The 17741-nt window shown below is 36.2% G+C and carries 19 protein-coding genes; 12 read left to right on the top strand and 7 right to left on the bottom strand.

Annotation, left to right across the window (positions count from 1 at the left end):
* Positions 1-100: 100 nt before the first annotated feature.
* Complete coding sequence (locus EV200_RS11415; RefSeq protein ID WP_132532683.1) at positions 101-1729, top strand: sodium/sugar symporter; 1629 nt, start codon at positions 101-103, stop codon at positions 1727-1729.
* A gap of 55 nt (positions 1730-1784) precedes the next feature.
* Complete coding sequence (locus tag EV200_RS11410; protein WP_132532681.1) at positions 1785-3188, top strand: glycoside hydrolase family 28 protein; 1404 nt, start codon at positions 1785-1787, stop codon at positions 3186-3188.
* 84 nt (positions 3189-3272) lie between these two features.
* Here EV200_RS11410 and EV200_RS11405 read toward each other — a convergent pair whose 3' ends face one another.
* The 4 genes from EV200_RS11405 to EV200_RS11390 form a co-directional block, all read right to left on the bottom strand.
* Positions 3273-5189 (bottom strand): AMP-dependent synthetase/ligase, encoded by a 1917-nt coding sequence (locus tag EV200_RS11405; RefSeq protein WP_132532679.1) that lies wholly within the window; start codon positions 5187-5189, stop codon positions 3273-3275.
* A gap of 179 nt (positions 5190-5368) precedes the next feature.
* The gene (locus tag EV200_RS11400) at positions 5369-5695 is read right to left on the bottom strand and encodes a HesB/IscA family protein (RefSeq protein ID WP_088300521.1); all 327 of its coding nucleotides are present in this window, start codon (positions 5693-5695) and stop codon (positions 5369-5371) included.
* Between the two features lie 95 nt (positions 5696-5790).
* On the bottom strand, positions 5791-6204 hold the full coding sequence (gene iscU, locus EV200_RS11395; RefSeq protein WP_010602054.1) for a Fe-S cluster assembly scaffold IscU: 414 nt from the start codon (positions 6202-6204) through the stop codon (positions 5791-5793).
* A gap of 117 nt (positions 6205-6321) precedes the next feature.
* Positions 6322-7533, bottom strand: a complete 1212-nt coding sequence (locus EV200_RS11390) for an IscS subfamily cysteine desulfurase (RefSeq protein WP_132532677.1) — start codon at positions 7531-7533, stop codon at positions 6322-6324.
* A 117-nt stretch (positions 7534-7650) separates the two neighbouring features.
* Here EV200_RS11390 and mce point away from each other — a divergent pair, with 117 nt between their 5' ends.
* Both mce and EV200_RS11380 read left to right on the top strand, forming a co-directional pair.
* On the top strand, positions 7651-8058 hold the full coding sequence (gene mce / locus EV200_RS11385) for a methylmalonyl-CoA epimerase (RefSeq protein WP_132532675.1): 408 nt from the start codon (positions 7651-7653) through the stop codon (positions 8056-8058).
* Between the two features lie 84 nt (positions 8059-8142).
* Positions 8143-8427 carry a hypothetical protein gene (locus tag EV200_RS11380; protein WP_132532673.1) on the top strand — a complete coding sequence of 95 codons (285 nt, stop codon included), beginning with the start codon at positions 8143-8145 and terminating at the stop codon, positions 8425-8427.
* A gap of 7 nt (positions 8428-8434) precedes the next feature.
* On the opposite strand, the gene EV200_RS11375 is transcribed toward EV200_RS11380, so the two are convergent.
* Together EV200_RS11375 and EV200_RS21775 are read right to left on the bottom strand one after the other, a co-directional pair.
* Positions 8435-9121: a hypothetical protein gene (locus tag EV200_RS11375; RefSeq protein ID WP_132532671.1), complete on the bottom strand. Its 687-nt coding sequence runs from the start codon at positions 9119-9121 to the stop codon at positions 8435-8437.
* A gap of 7 nt (positions 9122-9128) precedes the next feature.
* Complete coding sequence (locus EV200_RS21775) at positions 9129-9296, bottom strand: hypothetical protein (RefSeq protein ID WP_157263259.1); 168 nt, start codon at positions 9294-9296, stop codon at positions 9129-9131.
* 318 nt (positions 9297-9614) lie between these two features.
* Between EV200_RS21775 and EV200_RS11370 the strand changes: the two genes are divergently transcribed.
* The 8 genes from EV200_RS11370 to EV200_RS11335 all read left to right on the top strand — a co-directional run bounded on the left by EV200_RS11370 (position 9615) and on the right by EV200_RS11335 (position 16521).
* Complete coding sequence (locus EV200_RS11370) at positions 9615-9863, top strand: type B 50S ribosomal protein L31 (RefSeq protein ID WP_025142617.1); 249 nt, start codon at positions 9615-9617, stop codon at positions 9861-9863.
* 72 nt (positions 9864-9935) lie between these two features.
* Positions 9936-11108 (top strand): GlmU family protein, encoded by a 1173-nt coding sequence (locus EV200_RS11365; protein ID WP_132532669.1) that lies wholly within the window; start codon positions 9936-9938, stop codon positions 11106-11108.
* A gap of 51 nt (positions 11109-11159) precedes the next feature.
* A complete protein-coding gene (gene tpiA, locus EV200_RS11360; RefSeq protein WP_132532667.1) occupies positions 11160-11921 on the top strand; it encodes a triose-phosphate isomerase in 762 nt (253 codons plus the stop codon).
* Positions 11922-12761, top strand: a complete 840-nt coding sequence (gene prmA, locus EV200_RS11355) for a 50S ribosomal protein L11 methyltransferase (RefSeq protein ID WP_132532665.1) — start codon at positions 11922-11924, stop codon at positions 12759-12761.
* Between the two features lie 80 nt (positions 12762-12841).
* Complete coding sequence (locus EV200_RS11350; RefSeq protein WP_132532663.1) at positions 12842-14194, top strand: UDP-N-acetylmuramate--L-alanine ligase; 1353 nt, start codon at positions 12842-12844, stop codon at positions 14192-14194.
* Positions 14195-14273: 79 nt separating this feature from the next.
* Entirely contained in the window at positions 14274-14597 is a 324-nt protein-coding gene (locus EV200_RS11345; RefSeq protein WP_132532661.1) for a helix-turn-helix domain-containing protein, read from the top strand.
* Between the two features lie 507 nt (positions 14598-15104).
* A complete protein-coding gene (locus EV200_RS11340; protein WP_132532659.1) occupies positions 15105-15584 on the top strand; it encodes an Lrp/AsnC family transcriptional regulator in 480 nt (159 codons plus the stop codon).
* Between the two features lie 4 nt (positions 15585-15588).
* On the top strand, positions 15589-16521 hold the full coding sequence (locus EV200_RS11335; RefSeq protein ID WP_208864534.1) for an EamA family transporter: 933 nt from the start codon (positions 15589-15591) through the stop codon (positions 16519-16521).
* 61 nt (positions 16522-16582) lie between these two features.
* Here the strand turns inward: EV200_RS11335 and EV200_RS11330 are convergent, their stop codons facing one another.
* Positions 16583-17701: a GNAT family N-acetyltransferase gene (locus EV200_RS11330; RefSeq protein WP_132532657.1), complete on the bottom strand. Its 1119-nt coding sequence runs from the start codon at positions 17699-17701 to the stop codon at positions 16583-16585.
* Positions 17702-17741: the final 40 nt, after the last annotated feature.

Genomic DNA, 17741 nt, shown 5'->3' with positions numbered 1-17741 from the left:
ACCGTACCGAAAACGTTTACGTAATTAAATAAAAGCTTTAAGCCATTAAGCTTTAAATTTTTTCTGATTTTTAAAAAAACCAAATATTTAAATCCCTGATATGAATCACCTTTCAGCACTTGATTGTGCCGTATTTTTGATATACTTCATTGTTGTATCTGCTTATGGCTATTGGGTTTACCGAAGTAAAAAAAAGAAGCAAACTGATACAAAAGATTATTTTCTGGCTGAAGGCTCATTAACCTGGTGGGCAATTGGGGCCTCTATTATAGCATCTAATATATCTGCTGAACATTTTATTGGGATGTCTGGCTCCGGCTTTGCAATGGGTCTTGCTATCGCAAGTTACGAATGGATGGCTGCGGCAACATTAATTATTGTTGCTATATTTTTTCTTCCGATATACCTGAAGAATAAAATTTACACCATGCCCCAGTTCCTGTCGCAACGATACAATAATACTGTAAGTACGCTGATGGCTGTTTTCTGGCTTTTGGTTTATGTGTTTGTCAATTTAACCTCCATTTTTTTCCTGGGTGCTATTGCCATCGAAACCATAACCGGAATCCCATTTAGCACTTGCATCATATTTCTAGCTATTTTTTCAGCAATCATCACTTTAGGAGGAATGAAAGTGATCGGTTATACAGATGTTATTCAGGTAATTGTGCTAGTAGCGGGTGGCCTAATAACCTGCTACATGGCCTTAAAGCTCGTTTCTGAAAAACTGGATACACAAACCGTTCTGGGTGCCCTTCCATTATTAAAAAGTGAAGCCTCAGATCACTTCCACATGATTTTTTCAAAAGGTGACAAGTTTTACAATGAACTACCTGGAATTGCGGTATTAGTTGGCGGCCTCTGGATTAATAACCTTAACTATTGGGGTTGCAATCAATATATTGTACAACGGGCATTGGGTGCTGATTTAAAAACTGGCCGAAGCGGATTAATTTTTGCCGCATTTTTAAAATTGTTAATTCCTGTTATTGTTGTAATTCCAGGTATTGCCGCTTTTGTAATGTATCAACGCGGATATTTTCAGCAGGAAATGCTTGATGCCAGCGGTGTGGTTAAACCTGATCATGCTTATCCTGTACTGATGAATTTATTGCCTGTAGGCATCAAAGGCCTTGCGTTTGCGGCGTTAACCGCTGCAATTGTGGCTTCGCTTGCCGGAAAATCCAATAGCTTAGCCACTATCTTCACTCTTGATATTTATAAAAAGTTTATCAAACCTGAAGCATCAGAAAGAAGATTGGTTGCCGTAGGGCGATGGTCTGTTGTAGTGGCTTCCCTAATTGCAATAGTTGTAGCACCTGCACTGCGTAGTTTTGATCAGGTTTACCAATTTATTCAGGAGTATGTAGGCTTTATTTCTCCCGGAATTTTTGCCATTTTTTTGCTGGGATTTTTCTGGAAAAAAACGACATCTCGTGCCGCACTCACTGCTGCATTATTAACCATTCCACTATCAATGTTGTTTAAATTCCTGCCAGTATTAACCAATGAATGGATTGCACCGATTCCTTTTTTGAATCGCATGTCGTGGGTATTTGTTATTATTATGATATTGATGGTTTTAGTCACCCTAACTGATCCAAAAAGTAAAAATAATCCACAAGGTCTTGAAATCGATCGCAGTATGTTTAAGGTAACACCAGCATTTACAGTGGCTTCCGTAATTATATGCGGGATTTTGGCTGCCTTATATACATTATTCTGGTAAGCAAATCAAAATTTTCGAAATCAATTCTAACTATAAAAAGATAAATCAACATATAATGAAATTTAAGATCCTGATTGCTTTTTTGCTGCTATCCTCAATTCATGCCATAGCTCAACAAAAATATAACATAAAAAATTTTGGTGCTGTCGGAGATGGAAAAACCAATGATGCTAAGGCCATTCAAAAAGCCATTGATGCTTGTTCCGCTGCGGGCGGTGGACAAGTGCTGGTGCCAACTGGCCACGTGTTTATGTCTGGTCCGTTTGGTTTAAAGTCTTTTGTTGAGCTGAGAATTGAAGGAGGTGCAAAAATTCTAGCCAGTCCGGATGAGAAATTATACACTAAGAGTGCGTTCAGGGAAAATAAAGGTGAAGGAACCATCTGGATTGGTGGCGAAAAACTGGAACAGGTGAGTATCACGGGAACCGGAATTCTTGATGGTAATGGAATTTCATTTATGGGCGAAGAAATTTCTGATTCTTATGTGTTAAAACCTTTTGAAATCATAGACCCGAGACCGCACCTGCTTACACTTATCGATTGTAAAAAGCTAAATATTGATGGCGTTACCTTTCAAAATTCAGCCTACTGGACAGTTCACCTGATTGGCTGTAATGATGTTTCAATATCCAACATCACTTTATTAAATAGCATCAAAATCCGGAACAGTGATGGGATAGACCTGGATCACAGTAAAAATGTAAGAATTACAAATTGTTATATCGAATCAGGTGATGATTGTATTTGTCTTAAAAATCGTCGTGAGTTTGAAGAATATGGTGCCTGCGAAAACATTGTGATCAGTAACTGCACCATGACCTCAAGTTCTTGCGCCATTAAAATTGGTTCTGAAAATATGGATCGGATCAGTAAGGTTTTAATCAACAACTGCAATATTGTAAATAGTAATCGTGGTATCGGAATTCAAAACAGAGATGAAGGAACAGTGAGTGATGTAATTTTTTCGAATTTGATTATTGAATCGAAGCTTTTTTCAGATGTATGGTGGGGGAAATCCGAACCGATTTATATTACGGCTTACCCGAGAGCAACTGCTAACAATAAGGATGCTGGCTGGCGTTTACCTAAAGGACAAACTAAAGGAAAAGTAGGGGCTGTTCGTGATATTTATTTCAGTAATATTCGTTGTACCGGAGAGAGTGGTGTTTACATCAGCGCAGAAAGTCAGGACAAAGTTTCTAATATTCACTTCGATCAGGTAAGCGTTAAATTGAACAAAACCACTAAACAACCGGGTGGAATTTATGATCGCAGACCAAGTAATGTAGAGGGTTTAGTGAAAAGTCCTATTGCCGGATTTTTCTTCGAAAATACAGGATTTGTAAGTGTAAATAATAGTGAAGTCATCTGGGGTCCAAATAAACCTTCATATGCCGGAAAGGCCCTGGAACAAAAAAATGTGAAGAAAATTAGTGTAGTAAATTTTCAAGAGCGCTAGTATTTCCAAAATTATTCAAAAGTTACTAACTCTCATGGCAATGTGGCTATTAGAGTTAGTAACCTTTTTTTGCAGGAACTTTTGTTACCCTTCGGTTTCAATACCTTCTTCGTACATTTCATTAATAGCGTCTGTATATTTCTTTTCTACCACGCGGCGCTTAACTTTCATGGTTGGCGTAATTTCGCCTTCATTTATATTAAATGGATTCCGCTTAATTTTAAAGTTCTTAATTCGTTCGAACTTTGCCAATTCATTAGAGATTTTTTTAATATCAACCTCCATCCAATCAATAATTTCTTTTTCGCTAATGAAAGTTTCTGGCTGGTCAAAAAAATCAGGCTTTAATTTAAACGTTTCTTCCAGTGTTTCTTTGTTGGGAATGATAATCGCTGTGATGAATTCGCGTTTATCACCAATTAAAAATAGCTGATCAATTTTCGGACTTTTTAGATAAATATTTTCAACAGGTGTAGGATAAACGTTTTTTCCATACGCATTAACAATCATATTTTTTAAACGATCGGTAATTTGAAGATTCCCTTTATAAAAACGGCCAATATCTCCGGTATGGAACCACATGTCTTTGTCTATTGCCTCAGCAGTTTCAGCAGGCTTGTTAAAATAACCTTTCATTACACAATGGCCACGAACAATCACCTCTCCCTCTTCACATTCAAATGCTTCATTAAAAGTGTCGTGTGTTTGGATATTAATGATTTCTTTCGTTTCCACATCCTGAACACCCACTTCAATTCCTGGGATCACACGGCCAACAGTACCATAAACCTGTCGGTGGTATTCCGTAACCGACATCACTGGCGAAGTCTCCGTTAAACCAAAACCTTCCAAAATTTTGATGCCTAAATCTCCAAAAAATTCACCTACGTTCTTGGGTAATGCAGCGCCACCAGAGATCATAAATTTTAATCGACCACCAGTTTTCTCTTTGATTTTACTGAAAACCAATTTTTCTGCCAGGGCCTTTTTTGCTGATAAAATTAACCCCGGGTTATTTCCTGCTTCTTTAATTACCCGATAGTTTTTTCCAGTCTCCAATGCCCAGGTAAATATTTTAGCTTTTGTACCACCTGCGGCAGTTCCTGATTTTATGGCTTTATCATGAATGCGTTCCAATAATCTGGGTACACAACTCATCACTGTCGGACGAATCTCACCCATGTTTTTCGCCAGCAATTCTAAGCTTTGAGCAAAGGCAATTTTACAACCTTGGGCACAACAAACATGATAGGTAGCCGTACGTTCGAATACATGAGATAATGGGAGAAAGGAGAGGAAAGTTTCTGTTTGATCGATTACTGGAATTTGTTGCAAACAAACTTCTACATTCTTCACAAAATTATAATGGGTAAGCATCACACCCTTTGGTATTCCCGTAGTGCCAGAAGTGTAGATAAGCGAAGAAACATCATTAGGTTCGACTAAATTTCTACATTGCTCAATTTCAGCTTTTTCTGCTGCGGTGACCTGGTGTTTAAGTGCAAGAATGTCTGAAAATGCAATGACCTCAACCTTTACATCAGCCGGGATGGTTACTTTTTCAAAATCTTTGAAGGCCGGGATTATATATTTTAATGCTTTACAGTTCGAGGCAACCTTCAATACTTTTCTATATAAAAAGTTATTTCCTACCAGAATGCCTTTTATTCCCGAGTCATTAATGATATAAGCTACTTCTTGTTCAGAAAGTGTTGGATAGATGGAAACGTTAATCACACCAATTTGCTGAATGCCCTGATCGTAATAAACGTACTCGGGAGAGTTTTCAATCATCAATCCTAAACAATCACCTTTTTTAATACCCTTCTCCAGAAAGTATGCAGATACGGCGTCGGCTTTTTTAAGAGTTTCCTCATATGAAATTTCAACCCATTCCGTTCCTTGCTTATGAATTAAGAAAGTATCCGCAGGTTTATGAATGTTTTTCACAACATTTCTCAACAGGGTAGGGACTGTTGAAAATTCATTAATTAATGGCATTGCTCGTTATTTGGTGTTCGTTATAATTAACAATAATAATGCTTTTTGAATTAAAAATGCAAATCAGCTTAAGAATTTAGGTGCTTTCAATAGGACTAACATTTTCCGAGCAATTTTGACAAGTTTATAAACGCAAAAAAGATCCCATAAATGGAATCTTTTTTTTATCTGTAGCTTGACTAAACTGAAAAACTTTCGCCACAACCGCATGTGCGGCTGGCATTTGGATTTACAAAGTTAAAACCTTTTCCATTCAAGCCATCTGTGAAATCTAATTCAGTTCCGGCCAGATAAAGGAATGATTTCATATCCAATGCAATTTTAATTCCTCTATCTTCAAAAAACTGATCGCCTTTTTGTTCTTCGTTATCAAAATCCAGATTATATGACAAACCAGAACAGCCACCGCCTTTTACAGATACCCGTAAAAAGTAATCAGAACCCATTTCAGAATCCTGCATGAGGTGATCGATTTTATCTTTTGCTTTATCGGTTATTGTAATCATGGTGTTGAGTATTTAGTATCTAAATTTGAGTATCAGGTATCAAGTATTTAGATTTAGTTAAACCCAATCTTGATACTTGATACTTGCTACTAATATTAATGGTGTGATTTTTCTAAAACAATAGCTTCTAAACCATTTTTAACACGGTAATCATTAATGGCAGATTTAATTGCATCTTCTGCAAGTACTGAACAGTGAATTTTTACTGGTGGTAATGCCAATTCTTCAACGATATCCATATTATCAATAGATAAAGCCTCATCAATTGTTTTGCCTTTTAACCATTCAGTAGCTAATGAAGAAGAAGCGATTGCTGAACCACAACCAAATGTTTTAAATTTAGCATCAGTGATTACGTTATCTTCACTTACTTCTATTTGTAAACGCATTACGTCGCCACACTCAGGTGCACCAACTAAACCTGTTCCAACAAATTTACTGTCTTTATTTAATGTACCTACGTTACGTGGGTTATTGTAATGGTCAATTACTTTTTCTGAATATGCCATGATATTTTTGATTTTTGATTTACGATTTTAGATTTCCCCTCAACCGTAAATTATTAAATTTTATATTTTATTGAGATTTGAAAATCGTAATTCTTCAATCTACAATCGTAATTCAACTTAGTGTTCTGCCCACTCAATTTTACTCAAGTCAATTCCTTCTTTAAACATTTCCCAAAGTGGAGAAAGTTCTCTTAAGTGATTTACTGCTTTTTCAGTAACTGCAATGGCCTGGTCTATTTCTTCTTCAGTAGTAAAGCGTCCTAGACCATAACGGATAGAAGAGTGTGCTAAGTCATCTGATAAACCTAAGCTTTTTAATACATATGATGGTTCTAATGAAGCAGATGTACAGGCAGAACCTGAAGATACAGCTAAATCACTCATGGCCATCATTAAACCTTCACCTTCCACATATTTGAAAGAAATATTTGCTACATGTGGTAAACGGTGTTGAGTATTACCATTCACATAACTTTCTTCCATTTTGCTTAAAGTCGATTCTAAACGGTCGCGTAGGCCAGATAAACGAATGGCTTCGCTTTCCATTTCTAAACGACAAAGCTCGCAAGCTTTACCTAAACCCACAATACCAGGAACGTTTAATGTTCCAGAACGCATTCCACGCTCATGGCCGCCGCCATCCATTTGTGAGGTAACTTTAACTCTTGGGTTTTTTCTGCGAACGTAAAGTGCACCAACGCCTTTCGGACCGTACATTTTATGTGCTGAAAAGGCCATTAAATCAATTCCATCTGCATTTACATCAACTGGTATTTTACCAACTGCCTGAGTAGCATCTGTCATAAATAAAGCACCATATTTGTGTGCAATGGCAGAAATTTCTTTAACCGGCTGAATTACACCAATTTCGTTATTGCCATACATGATCGAAACTAAAATCGTTTCTGGAGTCATTGCTGCTTCTAATTGAGCTAAATCAACTAAACCATCTTCCTTAACACCTAAATAAGTTACCCTTGCACCATGTTTTTCCAGGTGCTTGCAAGTATCCAATACGGCTTTATGTTCAGTAACCGCAGTAATGATGTGGTTACCTTTTTCTTTATACATTTCGAACACACCCTTAATAGCCAGGTTATCAGCTTCGGTTGCGCCTGATGTAAAAATAACTTCTTTTTCTGTACAGCCGATTAATTTGGCTACTTGCTCACGAGCATAATCCACTCCTTCTTCAGCCACCCATCCAAAAGCGTGATTACGGCTTGCGGCATTTCCAAATTTCTCAGTAAAGTAAGGTAGCATCGCTTCCAGCACCCTTGGATCTAAAGGTGTTGTTGCGTTATTATCTAAATATATCGGCTGTTTCATCTCTATTCTGTTAATTATAATACAAAGATACGAAAAAAGTTTCCTAAGAATTATCAATAATAGCTATGAGGTTATAGAGAAAACCTGCATTTTTACATTCAACCAACCTTTTAAACGATGAATAAGATAGAACATGTCGGTATAGCCGTAAACAGTCTCTCAAAGTCTGTTCCACTTTACGAAATTTTATTAAATACTTCTTGTTATAAAACTGAAATTGTGGCCTCAGAATACGTAAATACTGCGTTTTTTAAAACTGGCGAAAGTAAAATAGAGTTACTTGAGGCTACGGACGATGATAGCGCAATTGCTAAATTTCTGGAGAAAAAAGGAGAGGGAATTCATCATATCGCCTTTGCTGTAGATGATATTCTGAAAGAGATGGAGCGATTAAAAGCCAATGGTTTTGTGCTGCTTAATGATATGCCTAAAAAAGGTGCTGATAATAAAATGGTTTGTTTTTTGCATCCCAAAAGTACAAATGGTGTTTTAATTGAACTTTGTCAGGAAATTAAGTGGATTTAAGAGGTTTTAGATGTGAGGTTTAAGATAGATGAAGAATAAAGAAAATAGCTTCTACATATTTCAAATGTATTTTAAACCTTTTTTATGCAATTAATTAAAATCATCAGCAAAGATTTCGATATACCAGATCACCTTTCCGAAAGCCAGTTAAGAAAAGCATTGGTTGATGCTTTTGCTTATCTGATTGACAATGATTTTTCGAAGCTGATTCAGATTTTATATAAGGCAGATGTAGATCAATACGAATTGAAAAAAATGCTGGAAACGGTAGAGGGTTTGAGTTCTGCGGAAGTGATTGCTGATGCCTACATTGCCCGCCAGCTGGCTAAAGTAGAAACGTGGAATAAATACAGTCCTAAAAAAGATTAGCTGAAATTTACTCCTGTACCGGATTAAATCGATTATACATATCCATATCAAAAAATGAAACGGAGTTAATCTTATCGGCCTTAAGTACAAGATCAGTTTTCAGTTCATTAGTGTTGGCAACAGAGCCATCTTCAATATAACTGGCGTAGACGGTTAAATACTGCGTAGTAAAAACCAGTTCTTTATCATTATTTCGGAATCCACTAAAAGCAGGTGTAATCCTTATATAGCTGGTGGTAAAGGGCTTTGGTAGTTCTTTCACCCAGCCAATATAAAATTTACCACTATCCATGGTAAATTGTAAAAGGTGTGCGTCAAAGAAGGAGGAACTCAATAAAAGCTCAAACTCATTTCCGGAGGTTGATATAGCCCTTTTTATTGCTTTAAGTCGATTAATAAATAGGTTGGCAAATTCTGTTGCAACTACCGCTACAAATAACGATAGGCTCGTAGTACCGAAATATGGTGTGCGAATAGGCAATAATTCACTTAAATATGTAACTGTTTCAGGAAATATTGCGATCAATAATGCTCTTAACAAAAAGCAGGCTCCTAAGAGCATGATACCAGCGATAGCAGAATTTAATAATACACGCTGGCTTTCAAGACGGTATTGGATATACCGAAGGTATCTAAACCTGATTAGAATATAATAGCCACCCACAAGAGGAAACAAAAGTAGGTTAAATGGCATCTAAAGGTTATTTCTTATTTTTATCTTTTTCTATTTTTTTAAAAATACTTGATTCCATTAATGCACCCACCATCTCTTTAATGCGTGGCTGTGCAAAAAAATCAGGACTTTTAATATAAAGCTTTCCACTACTGTTCGAGTGGATAATGCCATCAAATGTGCCATCTTTTCTCATAACTCAAATTTAGTTATTTTCTTTAAATATCTGAAAAACAATATAATTTCTAAAAAGTTTAAATTTGCAGACCAATTTCTCAATAATAAGAAGCCTTCAGTGAACTCAAGGTCAGGCCATTTCAGTTCACTGCCAGCTAAAAAAGCTTATAATTTAAAATTATTAATTTAGGCTTGTATATCAAAAATAAAATTAAGATATTTGCATCCTCTAAAATAGAAGTAGAAAGATTAATAGAAATTGTCATAAGCGTTGTTGCCAGCAAATTGCAAAAATGTTCTTGATGCTTTCACACAAATAACTTAAAATAATATTCAAATGAAAAAAGATTTGCACCCAACAAGCTACAGACCAGTTGTTTTTAAAGACATGTCTAACGAATATGCTTTCTTAACAAAATCTTGCGTAGATACTAAAGAAACGATTAAATGGGAAGATGGTAATGAGTATCCTCTTTATAAATTAGAGATTTCTCATACTTCACACCCTTTTTATACTGGTAAAATGAAATTGGTTGATACTGCAGGACGTATCGATAAATTCAAAAACCGTTACGCTAAGAAATAATTTTAGCAACAAAAAGCATTTTTTAAAGTCCCTTTGCCAAAAGCATCGGGACTTTTTTTATTTTTGCTGCTTATGACAATCAATTTATTTGATGATGCAAGCTGGATGTCTCTTCGTCCGCTTACCTTTACCCGCCCTGTTGCTGATCTGCGCATTGGTATTTTAACCATTGCAGAAAAATGGGCAAAATACCTTAAAGCCGATTTTGGATTTTATACCCAGGATTATCTTGCCGCAAAATATCCATCTAAAACCAATAGCAGTTTATCTATTAATGGTTCGGTATGCCCTGATCAAGATTTGCTGGATGCTGTTGCAACTTTAAAAATGGGTGAGGTTCTTCTTGCTGGAAATCATGTTATCGCTTTTAATTGCGAAGAAGTACTTACGGATCAGCAAGCTAAACAAGTGCTAAAGCCAATAAATTATAATTTAAAATTTGTTAAAATTACTTACCCTGAAGAGATTTTCGGAAACAATCCTTCGGAAATCAGAAAAGATTTTGAATTGTTAACAAAAGGACGGAGCTCAGCAAAAATTAGCAGTACCAATCAGCTAATTGGTCATGATATCTTTTTCGAAGAAGGTGCGCAAGCGGAATGTAGTGTGCTGAACACCAGCTACGGACCCATTTATGTAGGTAAAAATGCCGAAATATGGGAAGGTAGTTTAATTCGTGGATCTTTTGCCCTTTGTGAAAATTCATCTATTAAAATGGGTGCAAAAATCTATTCAGGCACAACAATAGGTCCCAATAGCCGTGCAGGTGGCGAAATTAATAATTCGGTTATCTGGGGAAATTCTGCCAAAGGTCACGAAGGTTATTTAGGTAATTCTGTTTTGGGCGAATGGTGCAATATTGGTGCAGATACGAATAATTCTAATCTCAAAAATAATTATGCTGAAGTAAAGCTTTACGATTATGAAAGTAAAGCAATGCGAAATACTCAACTGCAATTTTGTGGTTTAATCATGGCTGATCATTCCAAATGTGGCATTAATACCATGTTTAATACCGGGAGTATAGTTGGCGTTAGCGCGAATGTTTTTGGTGCTGGTCTTCCTCCAAACCATATTCCTGATTTTAGCTGGGGCGGCGGTAATTGCTTCGAAACCTATCAATTAAATAAAATGTTCGAGACAGCAGAGAAGGTGTTGGCAAGGAAGACATTAACATTTGATCAGGTAGAAAAAGACATTTTAACAAAAGTTTTTGAATTAACTTCATCATACAGAAACTATTAATATGAACATGATCTTTCTATTGAGGATCTTTAAACCAATAAAATAAATACAATGAGAAAACAAATAGTAGCCGGTAACTGGAAAATGAATTTAGACTATAACGAAGGCGTTTCGTTATTTAGTGAAATTGTAAATATGGTTAAAGATGAGCGTAAAGGCAATCAGATAGCGATCATTTGCTCACCTTTTATTCATTTAAATAGCCTTGCTAAATTGGGTGGAAATGATGTGAAAATTGGTGCTCAAAACATTAGCGATAAAGAAAGTGGTGCTTACACTGGTGAAACTTCTGCTAAAATGGTAAAATCTGTTGGTGCAGAATATGTAATTTTAGGTCACTCAGAACGCAGACAATATTTTGCTGAAAGCGATGCATTATTAGCTGAGAAAACAAAGATTGCCTTAGCTAATGGCTTAACTCCGATTTTTTGTATCGGGGAAACTTTAGATGAGCGTAACAACGGAAGTTATTATGAGGTATTAAAAAAACAATTAGTAGAAGGGATTTTTAGTTTAAGTGATGTAGATTTCGCTAAAATTGTAATTGCTTACGAACCTGTTTGGGCGATTGGTACAGGTTTAACTGCTTCACCAGAACAAGCACAGGATATCCACGCCTTTATTCGTTCCGAAATTGAGGCTAATTACGGTTTCAATATTGCTGATGATACTACGATCCTTTATGGTGGAAGTTGCAACCCAGGTAATGCAGAAAGCCTATTTTCACAAAAAGATATTGACGGTGGATTAATCGGTGGAGCCTCATTAAAATCACGTGATTTTACAGATATTATTAAAGCATTAAACAGCTAGATGCAATATATTAAGGCAATATTTAAATTCAATAGTATTGAAGAGTTTCAGCAAGATCTACTTATTAGTGATCTTGCTGATTTAGGTTTTGATACTTTCGAAGATAGTGAGGGTGGTTTTACTGCTTTCGTAATCAAGGATAACTTTAATGAGCAGGAATTGAAAGACCTTTTGAGCAGTTATGCTGATGACTTCTCTTCAACTTATATTATCGAAGAGGTAGCAGACGAAAACTGGAATGCTGAATGGGAAAAAAACTTTAGTCCACTGATTATTGATGATGTTTGCTATGTAAGGGCAACGTTTCATGAACCAAAACCTTCCTATCCTTACGAGGTTATCATTGATCCGAAAATGGCTTTTGGTACTGGTCACCATCAAACCACAACGATGATGATGCAGTATATTCTTTCCGCTGATTTACTCGATAAAAATATTCTTGATATGGGTTGCGGAACAGGAATCTTAGCCATCCTAGCAGGTAAGCTTGGAGCCAAAAGTTTAATGGCTATTGATTACGACGATATTTGCTACGAGAGTACTATCGAAAATGCCACGTTAAATAATGTCATTAATCTAAAAGCACTTTGCGGCAGTAAGGAAGTGATTCCTGATGAGGAATATGATGTCATTTTTGCCAATATCAACAGAAACATCCTGCTGGATCAAATCCATCGTTATGCTGAAGTGTTGAAAGCTGAAGGCAAGATTTTCTTCAGTGGCTTTTATCTCGAACCAGATTTGAGCATGATTACGGCAGAATGTGCTAAATATGGTATTAAATATCTAGACCATAAACAAAATGGCGATTGGGTGGCTGCTCAGTTTGAGAAAAAATAATGATTGAATTTTGAATGATTGAGTTTTAACACAACACCCATTCTCTCATTCAGTATTTCTCTCATTCAAAATTAATTTATATGCGTATACATTTTATAGCGATTGGTGGAAGTGCCATGCACAACCTGGCCATCGCCTTACATAAAAAAGGGTATCAGATTTCAGGTTCGGATGATGTAATTTTTGAACCCGCAAAATCGCGTTTGGATCAATATGGTTTATTGCCTTCCGAAATGGGTTGGGATGAAAATCGCATTTCGACAGATTTAGATGCTGTAATTTTAGGCATGCACGCCAGAATTGATAATCCAGAGTTGTTAAAGGCTCAGGAACTTGGTGTAAAGATCTACTCTTATCCGGAATATATCTACGAGCAGAGCAAAGATAAATTGCGTGTTGTTATTGGTGGTAGCCATGGTAAAACCACCATTACCAGTATGATTTTACATGTGCTTAATCATTATGAACGTGATTTCGATTACCTGGTTGGTGCACAATTAGCTGGTTTTGAAACCATGGTAAAAGTAACTGAAGAAGCACCTGTAATGATTATTGAAGGAGATGAATATTTATCTTCTCCGATAGACAGAAGACCAAAATTTCATCTTTATAAAGCCAATGTTGCGGTAATCAGCGGGATTGCCTGGGATCATATTAATGTGTTCCCTACTTATGCTGATTATACTTTACAATTTGATAAATTTATTGATACCATTGAAGAAAATGGTACTTTGATTTATTGCAAGGCTGATCAGGATTTGAATAATATTGTAGATCAGTCGAAAGCAAAAGTTAACAAGATAGGGTATGCCATTCCTGATCACGAAATCCAAAATGGAATTACATATTTACTGCCAGAGAAAACGGCTTTAAAAATATTTGGTGATCATAACCTTATGAATTTAAATGCTGCAAAACTGGTTTGTAAAGAACTGAATATTAGCTATGCTGATTTTGATATCGCAATAGCATCTTTTACCGGAGCAGCAAAACGTCTGGAAGTGATTTCTGCGAATGAATCTACAAACGTATATAAAGATTTTGCACATTCACCATCAAAACTTAAGGCTACAATTGATGCCGTGAAAGCTCAGTTTGAAAATAGGAAATTGGTAGCCTGTATCGAACTGCACACTTTTAGTAGTTTAAATAAAGATTTTTTGAAAGAATATGCTGGCGCGATGAACCAGGCAGATGAAGCAATTGTCTTTATCGATTTGAAGAGTTTTGAACAAAAGAGAATGGAGCCGTTTTCTGAAGAAGATGTACAACAAGCTTTTGCTAACCCAAAACTTAAATTCTTTAATGATGCTGCAAAGCTGAAATCGTATTTGTTAAGCCTGAATTATAAAGACACCAATTTATTGATGATGAGCTCCGGTAATTATGCTGGTTTCGATCTACCAGAATTGGCGGCTCTATTAGAAAGATAGATTTAAGACATGAGATATTAGATAGGAGACGGACTCAGGTTTTCTTATCGCACCTCTAATATCTCAAATCTAAAAAAGTATGAAAAGCATCGGAGATCGTATTAAACAAAGTAGACAAGCTTTGGGCTTAAGCCAGGCAGATGCTGCTAAAATGCTTGATATTTCTACACCTGCTTTTTGCAAAATTGAAAAAAATCAAACTGACCTGAATATCTCCAGGCTTTTACAAATAGCCAAAACTTTTAAAGTCCCGGTGATGCAGTTAATTTCTGGCACTAATGGAGAAGAACTAAATTCTTCAGCTGATTTAGATGCATTGAAACAACAACTGATTGAAAAAGAAGAAGAGGTCAATAAACTTCGTAAAAAGGTTATTGACCTTTATGATAAACTAGGGATGTAAATCAAATTCATTGGCGACTCATGATGGACTCGACTCATTGATTGATGAATCACAAGAATCAGGATTCATGATGGTTTGCTAATTAGTGAAACGCCTCAGTTATTCGAAAGATTAATAGCAGTTTACATTATACAGCTATGAGGGGAACTCCCCTCCTAATTTAGGAGGGGCAGGGGGTGGTTAGCCATTCAGTAGCAGTTTTCGATTGACAAATCATAATTTCCAAACAACTATGGTGAAACACCAATCGATAGTGTAATATAAAATTCATTGCTCGAATTATTAAGCATTAATGATCATAAAGTCATTATCTTATTTACTGTTTGGTATTTCATCAAACAGCTAGTCTAATAAGCAGTTTCCATTTTTCTGTAAATTCCAAATATAAAATTCAGTCTTACAGACATTGGTCAGACTAATGATCAGAATAATCCTGATTGGTAGAATAAAATTCATATTTATTAAATATAAAATGAATTTTATTCTGATTATTTGTATGTTTATAGAATGGTAGCTGAAAATAATATTAGTCTGGATCATGTTGATCTGGCTATTCTCAGACTGATGCAGGATAATGCCCGGATCTCTAATGTAGATTTAGCAAAGGCATTGGATCTGGTTCCGTCAGCTGTGCTGGAACGCGTAAAAAAACTTGAAAAGAAAAATGTAATTATCGGATACAGCGCCAAGGTAAATCCCATTGCAGTTGATTTAAAATTGCTCGCTTTTATTTCGATCAAATCATCGAAAAGTTTCAGTTGCAACGATACCGCAAACGCATTGGCGAAAATTCCAGATGTACAGGAAGTGCATGTTATTGCAGGTGATGATTGTTTTTTGGTTAAGGTGAGAACAACAGATTCTGCATCACTCATGGCTTTACTACGCGATGAGTTTAGTAAGGTTCCCAATATTTTATCGGTTAAAACAACAATAGTTTTAGAAACGGTAAAAGAGCAACAACAATTGGTGATTCCTCAAAAATAAAAACATGTCAAATTTAAACAAAACGGCATCTCCGTTAATGGTTTACCTCGCGTTCGCTATTGTATATATCGTATGGGGCTCTACTTATTTTTTTATCCAGAAAGCGTTGGTCGGTTTCCCTCCGTTCATTTTAGGTGCATTCCGTTTTTCGGTTGCAGGTATTTTGATGTTAACCTGGTGTAAGATTAAGGGTGAGCAGATTTTTAACTTGAAAACGATGAAAATTGCTGCTATAAGTGGGATTTTAATGTTGGGTTTGGGAAATGGCATCGTAATTTGGGTAGAGCAGTTTATTCCAAGTGGTTTAGTCGCCATCATGGTTGCTTCTGCGGCAATATGGTTTGTCGTATTGGATAAATCGCACTGGAAAGAAAATCTGAGTAATAAATATATTGTATCCGGATTAATAATAGGTTTTTTGGGTGTAGTGCTATTATTCGGCGATCAGATTGTGCAGGCAATGGATAAACCTCAAAGCAATCAGCAGATTATAGGTATGGTATTATTGGTTTTCGGGCCTATAGCATGGGCTGGAGGATCGCTTTACTCGAAATATCACCCCACTACCGGAAGTTCAGTTTCTGTAAACACAGGCTGGCAAATGTTAATGGCCAGTATAGCATTTGTACCAGGAGGTTTTTTAAAATCAGAATTTAAGTTATTGGATTGGGGAAATATATCACTTGATGCCTGGCTTTCGATCATTTACCTGATCATATTCGGTTCAATCGCGGCGTTTAGTGCTTATGTATGGTTGCTTAAGGTTCGTCCGGCTACGCAAGTGAGCACTTACGCTTATGTAAATCCGGTGGTTGCAGTTTTATTAAGCTTAACCTTTACCAACGAGGTAATCGGGATTACGCAGGTGATTGGTCTGGTGATTATTTTAGGAAGTGTGCTTTTGATTAATTTGCCGAAATATAAAAGTTTAGGCTAGGTTCTTCGCAAAATCGTCATTGCAAGTTGCAGAAAAGACCTTTTTGCAATGACGATTTAATTTAAAAGATCTTGCGCATGGTAAGGTGTTTTTTGCCGAAGGTTGCGCCTGTAGCTTTGTGAATAGCAATCATTTGTTCGTTAAAATCACCCACCCAGCTTAATTCCAGTTCTTTGTATTGGTTTTTAGGAAGAACGTATTCCCCTAATCTGATAAATAGAACAGATTCTAATCCATGCTTTTGAAATTTAGGTTTTGTGCCCATCACAATGGCACGCATTCTGGTCACACCAACCCATCTGCGGTAAGCAAATTTTAACTTTTCAATAATGCCCAGCTTACCATCAAAACCTTTAATCATTTGGTTGGCATCTGGTATTAAAACCACAAAAGATGCTGGCTCACCATTAAAATAAGCAAATTGAATTAATTTTTCATCCATGATGGGTTCCATACTCTTAAAACTTTCCTTTAAGGTTTCCTTTTTAATGGGAACGAAACTTTCAAAATCCTGCCAGCCATCATTGTAAATTTCCATTAAGTCGTTAATATACTTTTCTGCATTTTGCTTGCTAAAATATTCGAAAGTATAACCGGGTTTATTTCTAACCCAGTTGGCAATTTTAGTGAAACGCTCTGGAAAAGGAATGGTTAAATTAATGTGGTTGGTTAGTTGTTCATATTCAGTGGTGAAACCATAAGCGTCGAAAAACTTTTTATAATAGGGGAAATTATAATTCATTCCGAAAGAGGGAGGGGTAAAGCCTTCAACCAGTAAACCCCAAAATGAATCATTTTCCCCAAAATTAATTGGGCCATCCATGGCTTTCATGCCATTTTCAATTAACCATGCCTTCGCTGTATCAAATAGTAGGAAAGCAGCTTGTTCATCATCTATCGATTCAAAAAAGCCCATTCCGCCAGTAGGCTGGTCATATTGAAATGCTTTTTTATCATTAATAAATGCTGCAACACGACCAATCAGATTTCCAGACGAATCTTTTAAAACCCATCTGGTACATTTTCCATGATTGAAAAAGTTGTTTTTTTGAGGATCAAAAACATTTTCAACTTCAGTGTCTAAAGGACAGATCCAATTTTTATCATTTTTGTAAAGTACTTTTGGAACGCTTAAGAAATCATTTTTGAGCGCTGAATTATTTACCAGTATAATTTGCATGGAATGTTTTTAAAATTAAAAAGCATCCAACCAACAGGTA

It is taken from the genome of Pedobacter psychrotolerans, assembly GCF_004340665.1.
GTDB classification, from domain to species: Bacteria; Bacteroidota; Bacteroidia; order Sphingobacteriales; family Sphingobacteriaceae; genus Pedobacter; species Pedobacter psychrotolerans.
The sequence above is the reverse complement of the archived record's forward strand: the minus strand, read 5'-3'. Positions and strand labels throughout refer to the sequence as shown.

Coding starts and splice junctions, on each gene's coding strand:
- EV200_RS11415 (WP_132532683.1), top strand. CDS start 101: ATGAATCACCTTTCAGCACTTGATTGTGCCGTATTTTTGATATACTTC.
- EV200_RS11410 (WP_132532681.1), top strand. CDS start 1,785: ATGAAATTTAAGATCCTGATTGCTTTTTTGCTGCTATCCTCAATTCAT.
- EV200_RS11405 (WP_132532679.1), bottom strand. CDS start 5,189: ATGCCATTAATTAATGAATTTTCAACAGTCCCTACCCTGTTGAGAAAT.
- EV200_RS11400 (WP_088300521.1), bottom strand. CDS start 5,695: ATGATTACAATAACCGATAAAGCAAAAGATAAAATCGATCACCTCATG.
- iscU (WP_010602054.1), bottom strand. CDS start 6,204: ATGGCATATTCAGAAAAAGTAATTGACCATTACAATAACCCACGTAAC.
- EV200_RS11390 (WP_132532677.1), bottom strand. CDS start 7,533: ATGAAACAGCCGATATATTTAGATAATAACGCAACAACACCTTTAGAT.
- mce (WP_132532675.1), top strand. CDS start 7,651: ATGAATAAGATAGAACATGTCGGTATAGCCGTAAACAGTCTCTCAAAG.
- EV200_RS11380 (WP_132532673.1), top strand. CDS start 8,143: ATGCAATTAATTAAAATCATCAGCAAAGATTTCGATATACCAGATCAC.
- EV200_RS11375 (WP_132532671.1), bottom strand. CDS start 9,121: ATGCCATTTAACCTACTTTTGTTTCCTCTTGTGGGTGGCTATTATATT.
- EV200_RS21775 (WP_157263259.1), bottom strand. CDS start 9,296: ATGAGAAAAGATGGCACATTTGATGGCATTATCCACTCGAACAGTAGT.
- EV200_RS11370 (WP_025142617.1), top strand. CDS start 9,615: ATGAAAAAAGATTTGCACCCAACAAGCTACAGACCAGTTGTTTTTAAA.
- EV200_RS11365 (WP_132532669.1), top strand. CDS start 9,936: ATGACAATCAATTTATTTGATGATGCAAGCTGGATGTCTCTTCGTCCG.
- tpiA (WP_132532667.1), top strand. CDS start 11,160: ATGAGAAAACAAATAGTAGCCGGTAACTGGAAAATGAATTTAGACTAT.
- prmA (WP_132532665.1), top strand. CDS start 11,922: ATGCAATATATTAAGGCAATATTTAAATTCAATAGTATTGAAGAGTTT.
- EV200_RS11350 (WP_132532663.1), top strand. CDS start 12,842: ATGCGTATACATTTTATAGCGATTGGTGGAAGTGCCATGCACAACCTG.
- EV200_RS11345 (WP_132532661.1), top strand. CDS start 14,274: ATGAAAAGCATCGGAGATCGTATTAAACAAAGTAGACAAGCTTTGGGC.
- EV200_RS11340 (WP_132532659.1), top strand. CDS start 15,105: ATGGTAGCTGAAAATAATATTAGTCTGGATCATGTTGATCTGGCTATT.
- EV200_RS11335 (WP_208864534.1), top strand. CDS start 15,589: ATGTCAAATTTAAACAAAACGGCATCTCCGTTAATGGTTTACCTCGCG.
- EV200_RS11330 (WP_132532657.1), bottom strand. CDS start 17,701: ATGCAAATTATACTGGTAAATAATTCAGCGCTCAAAAATGATTTCTTA.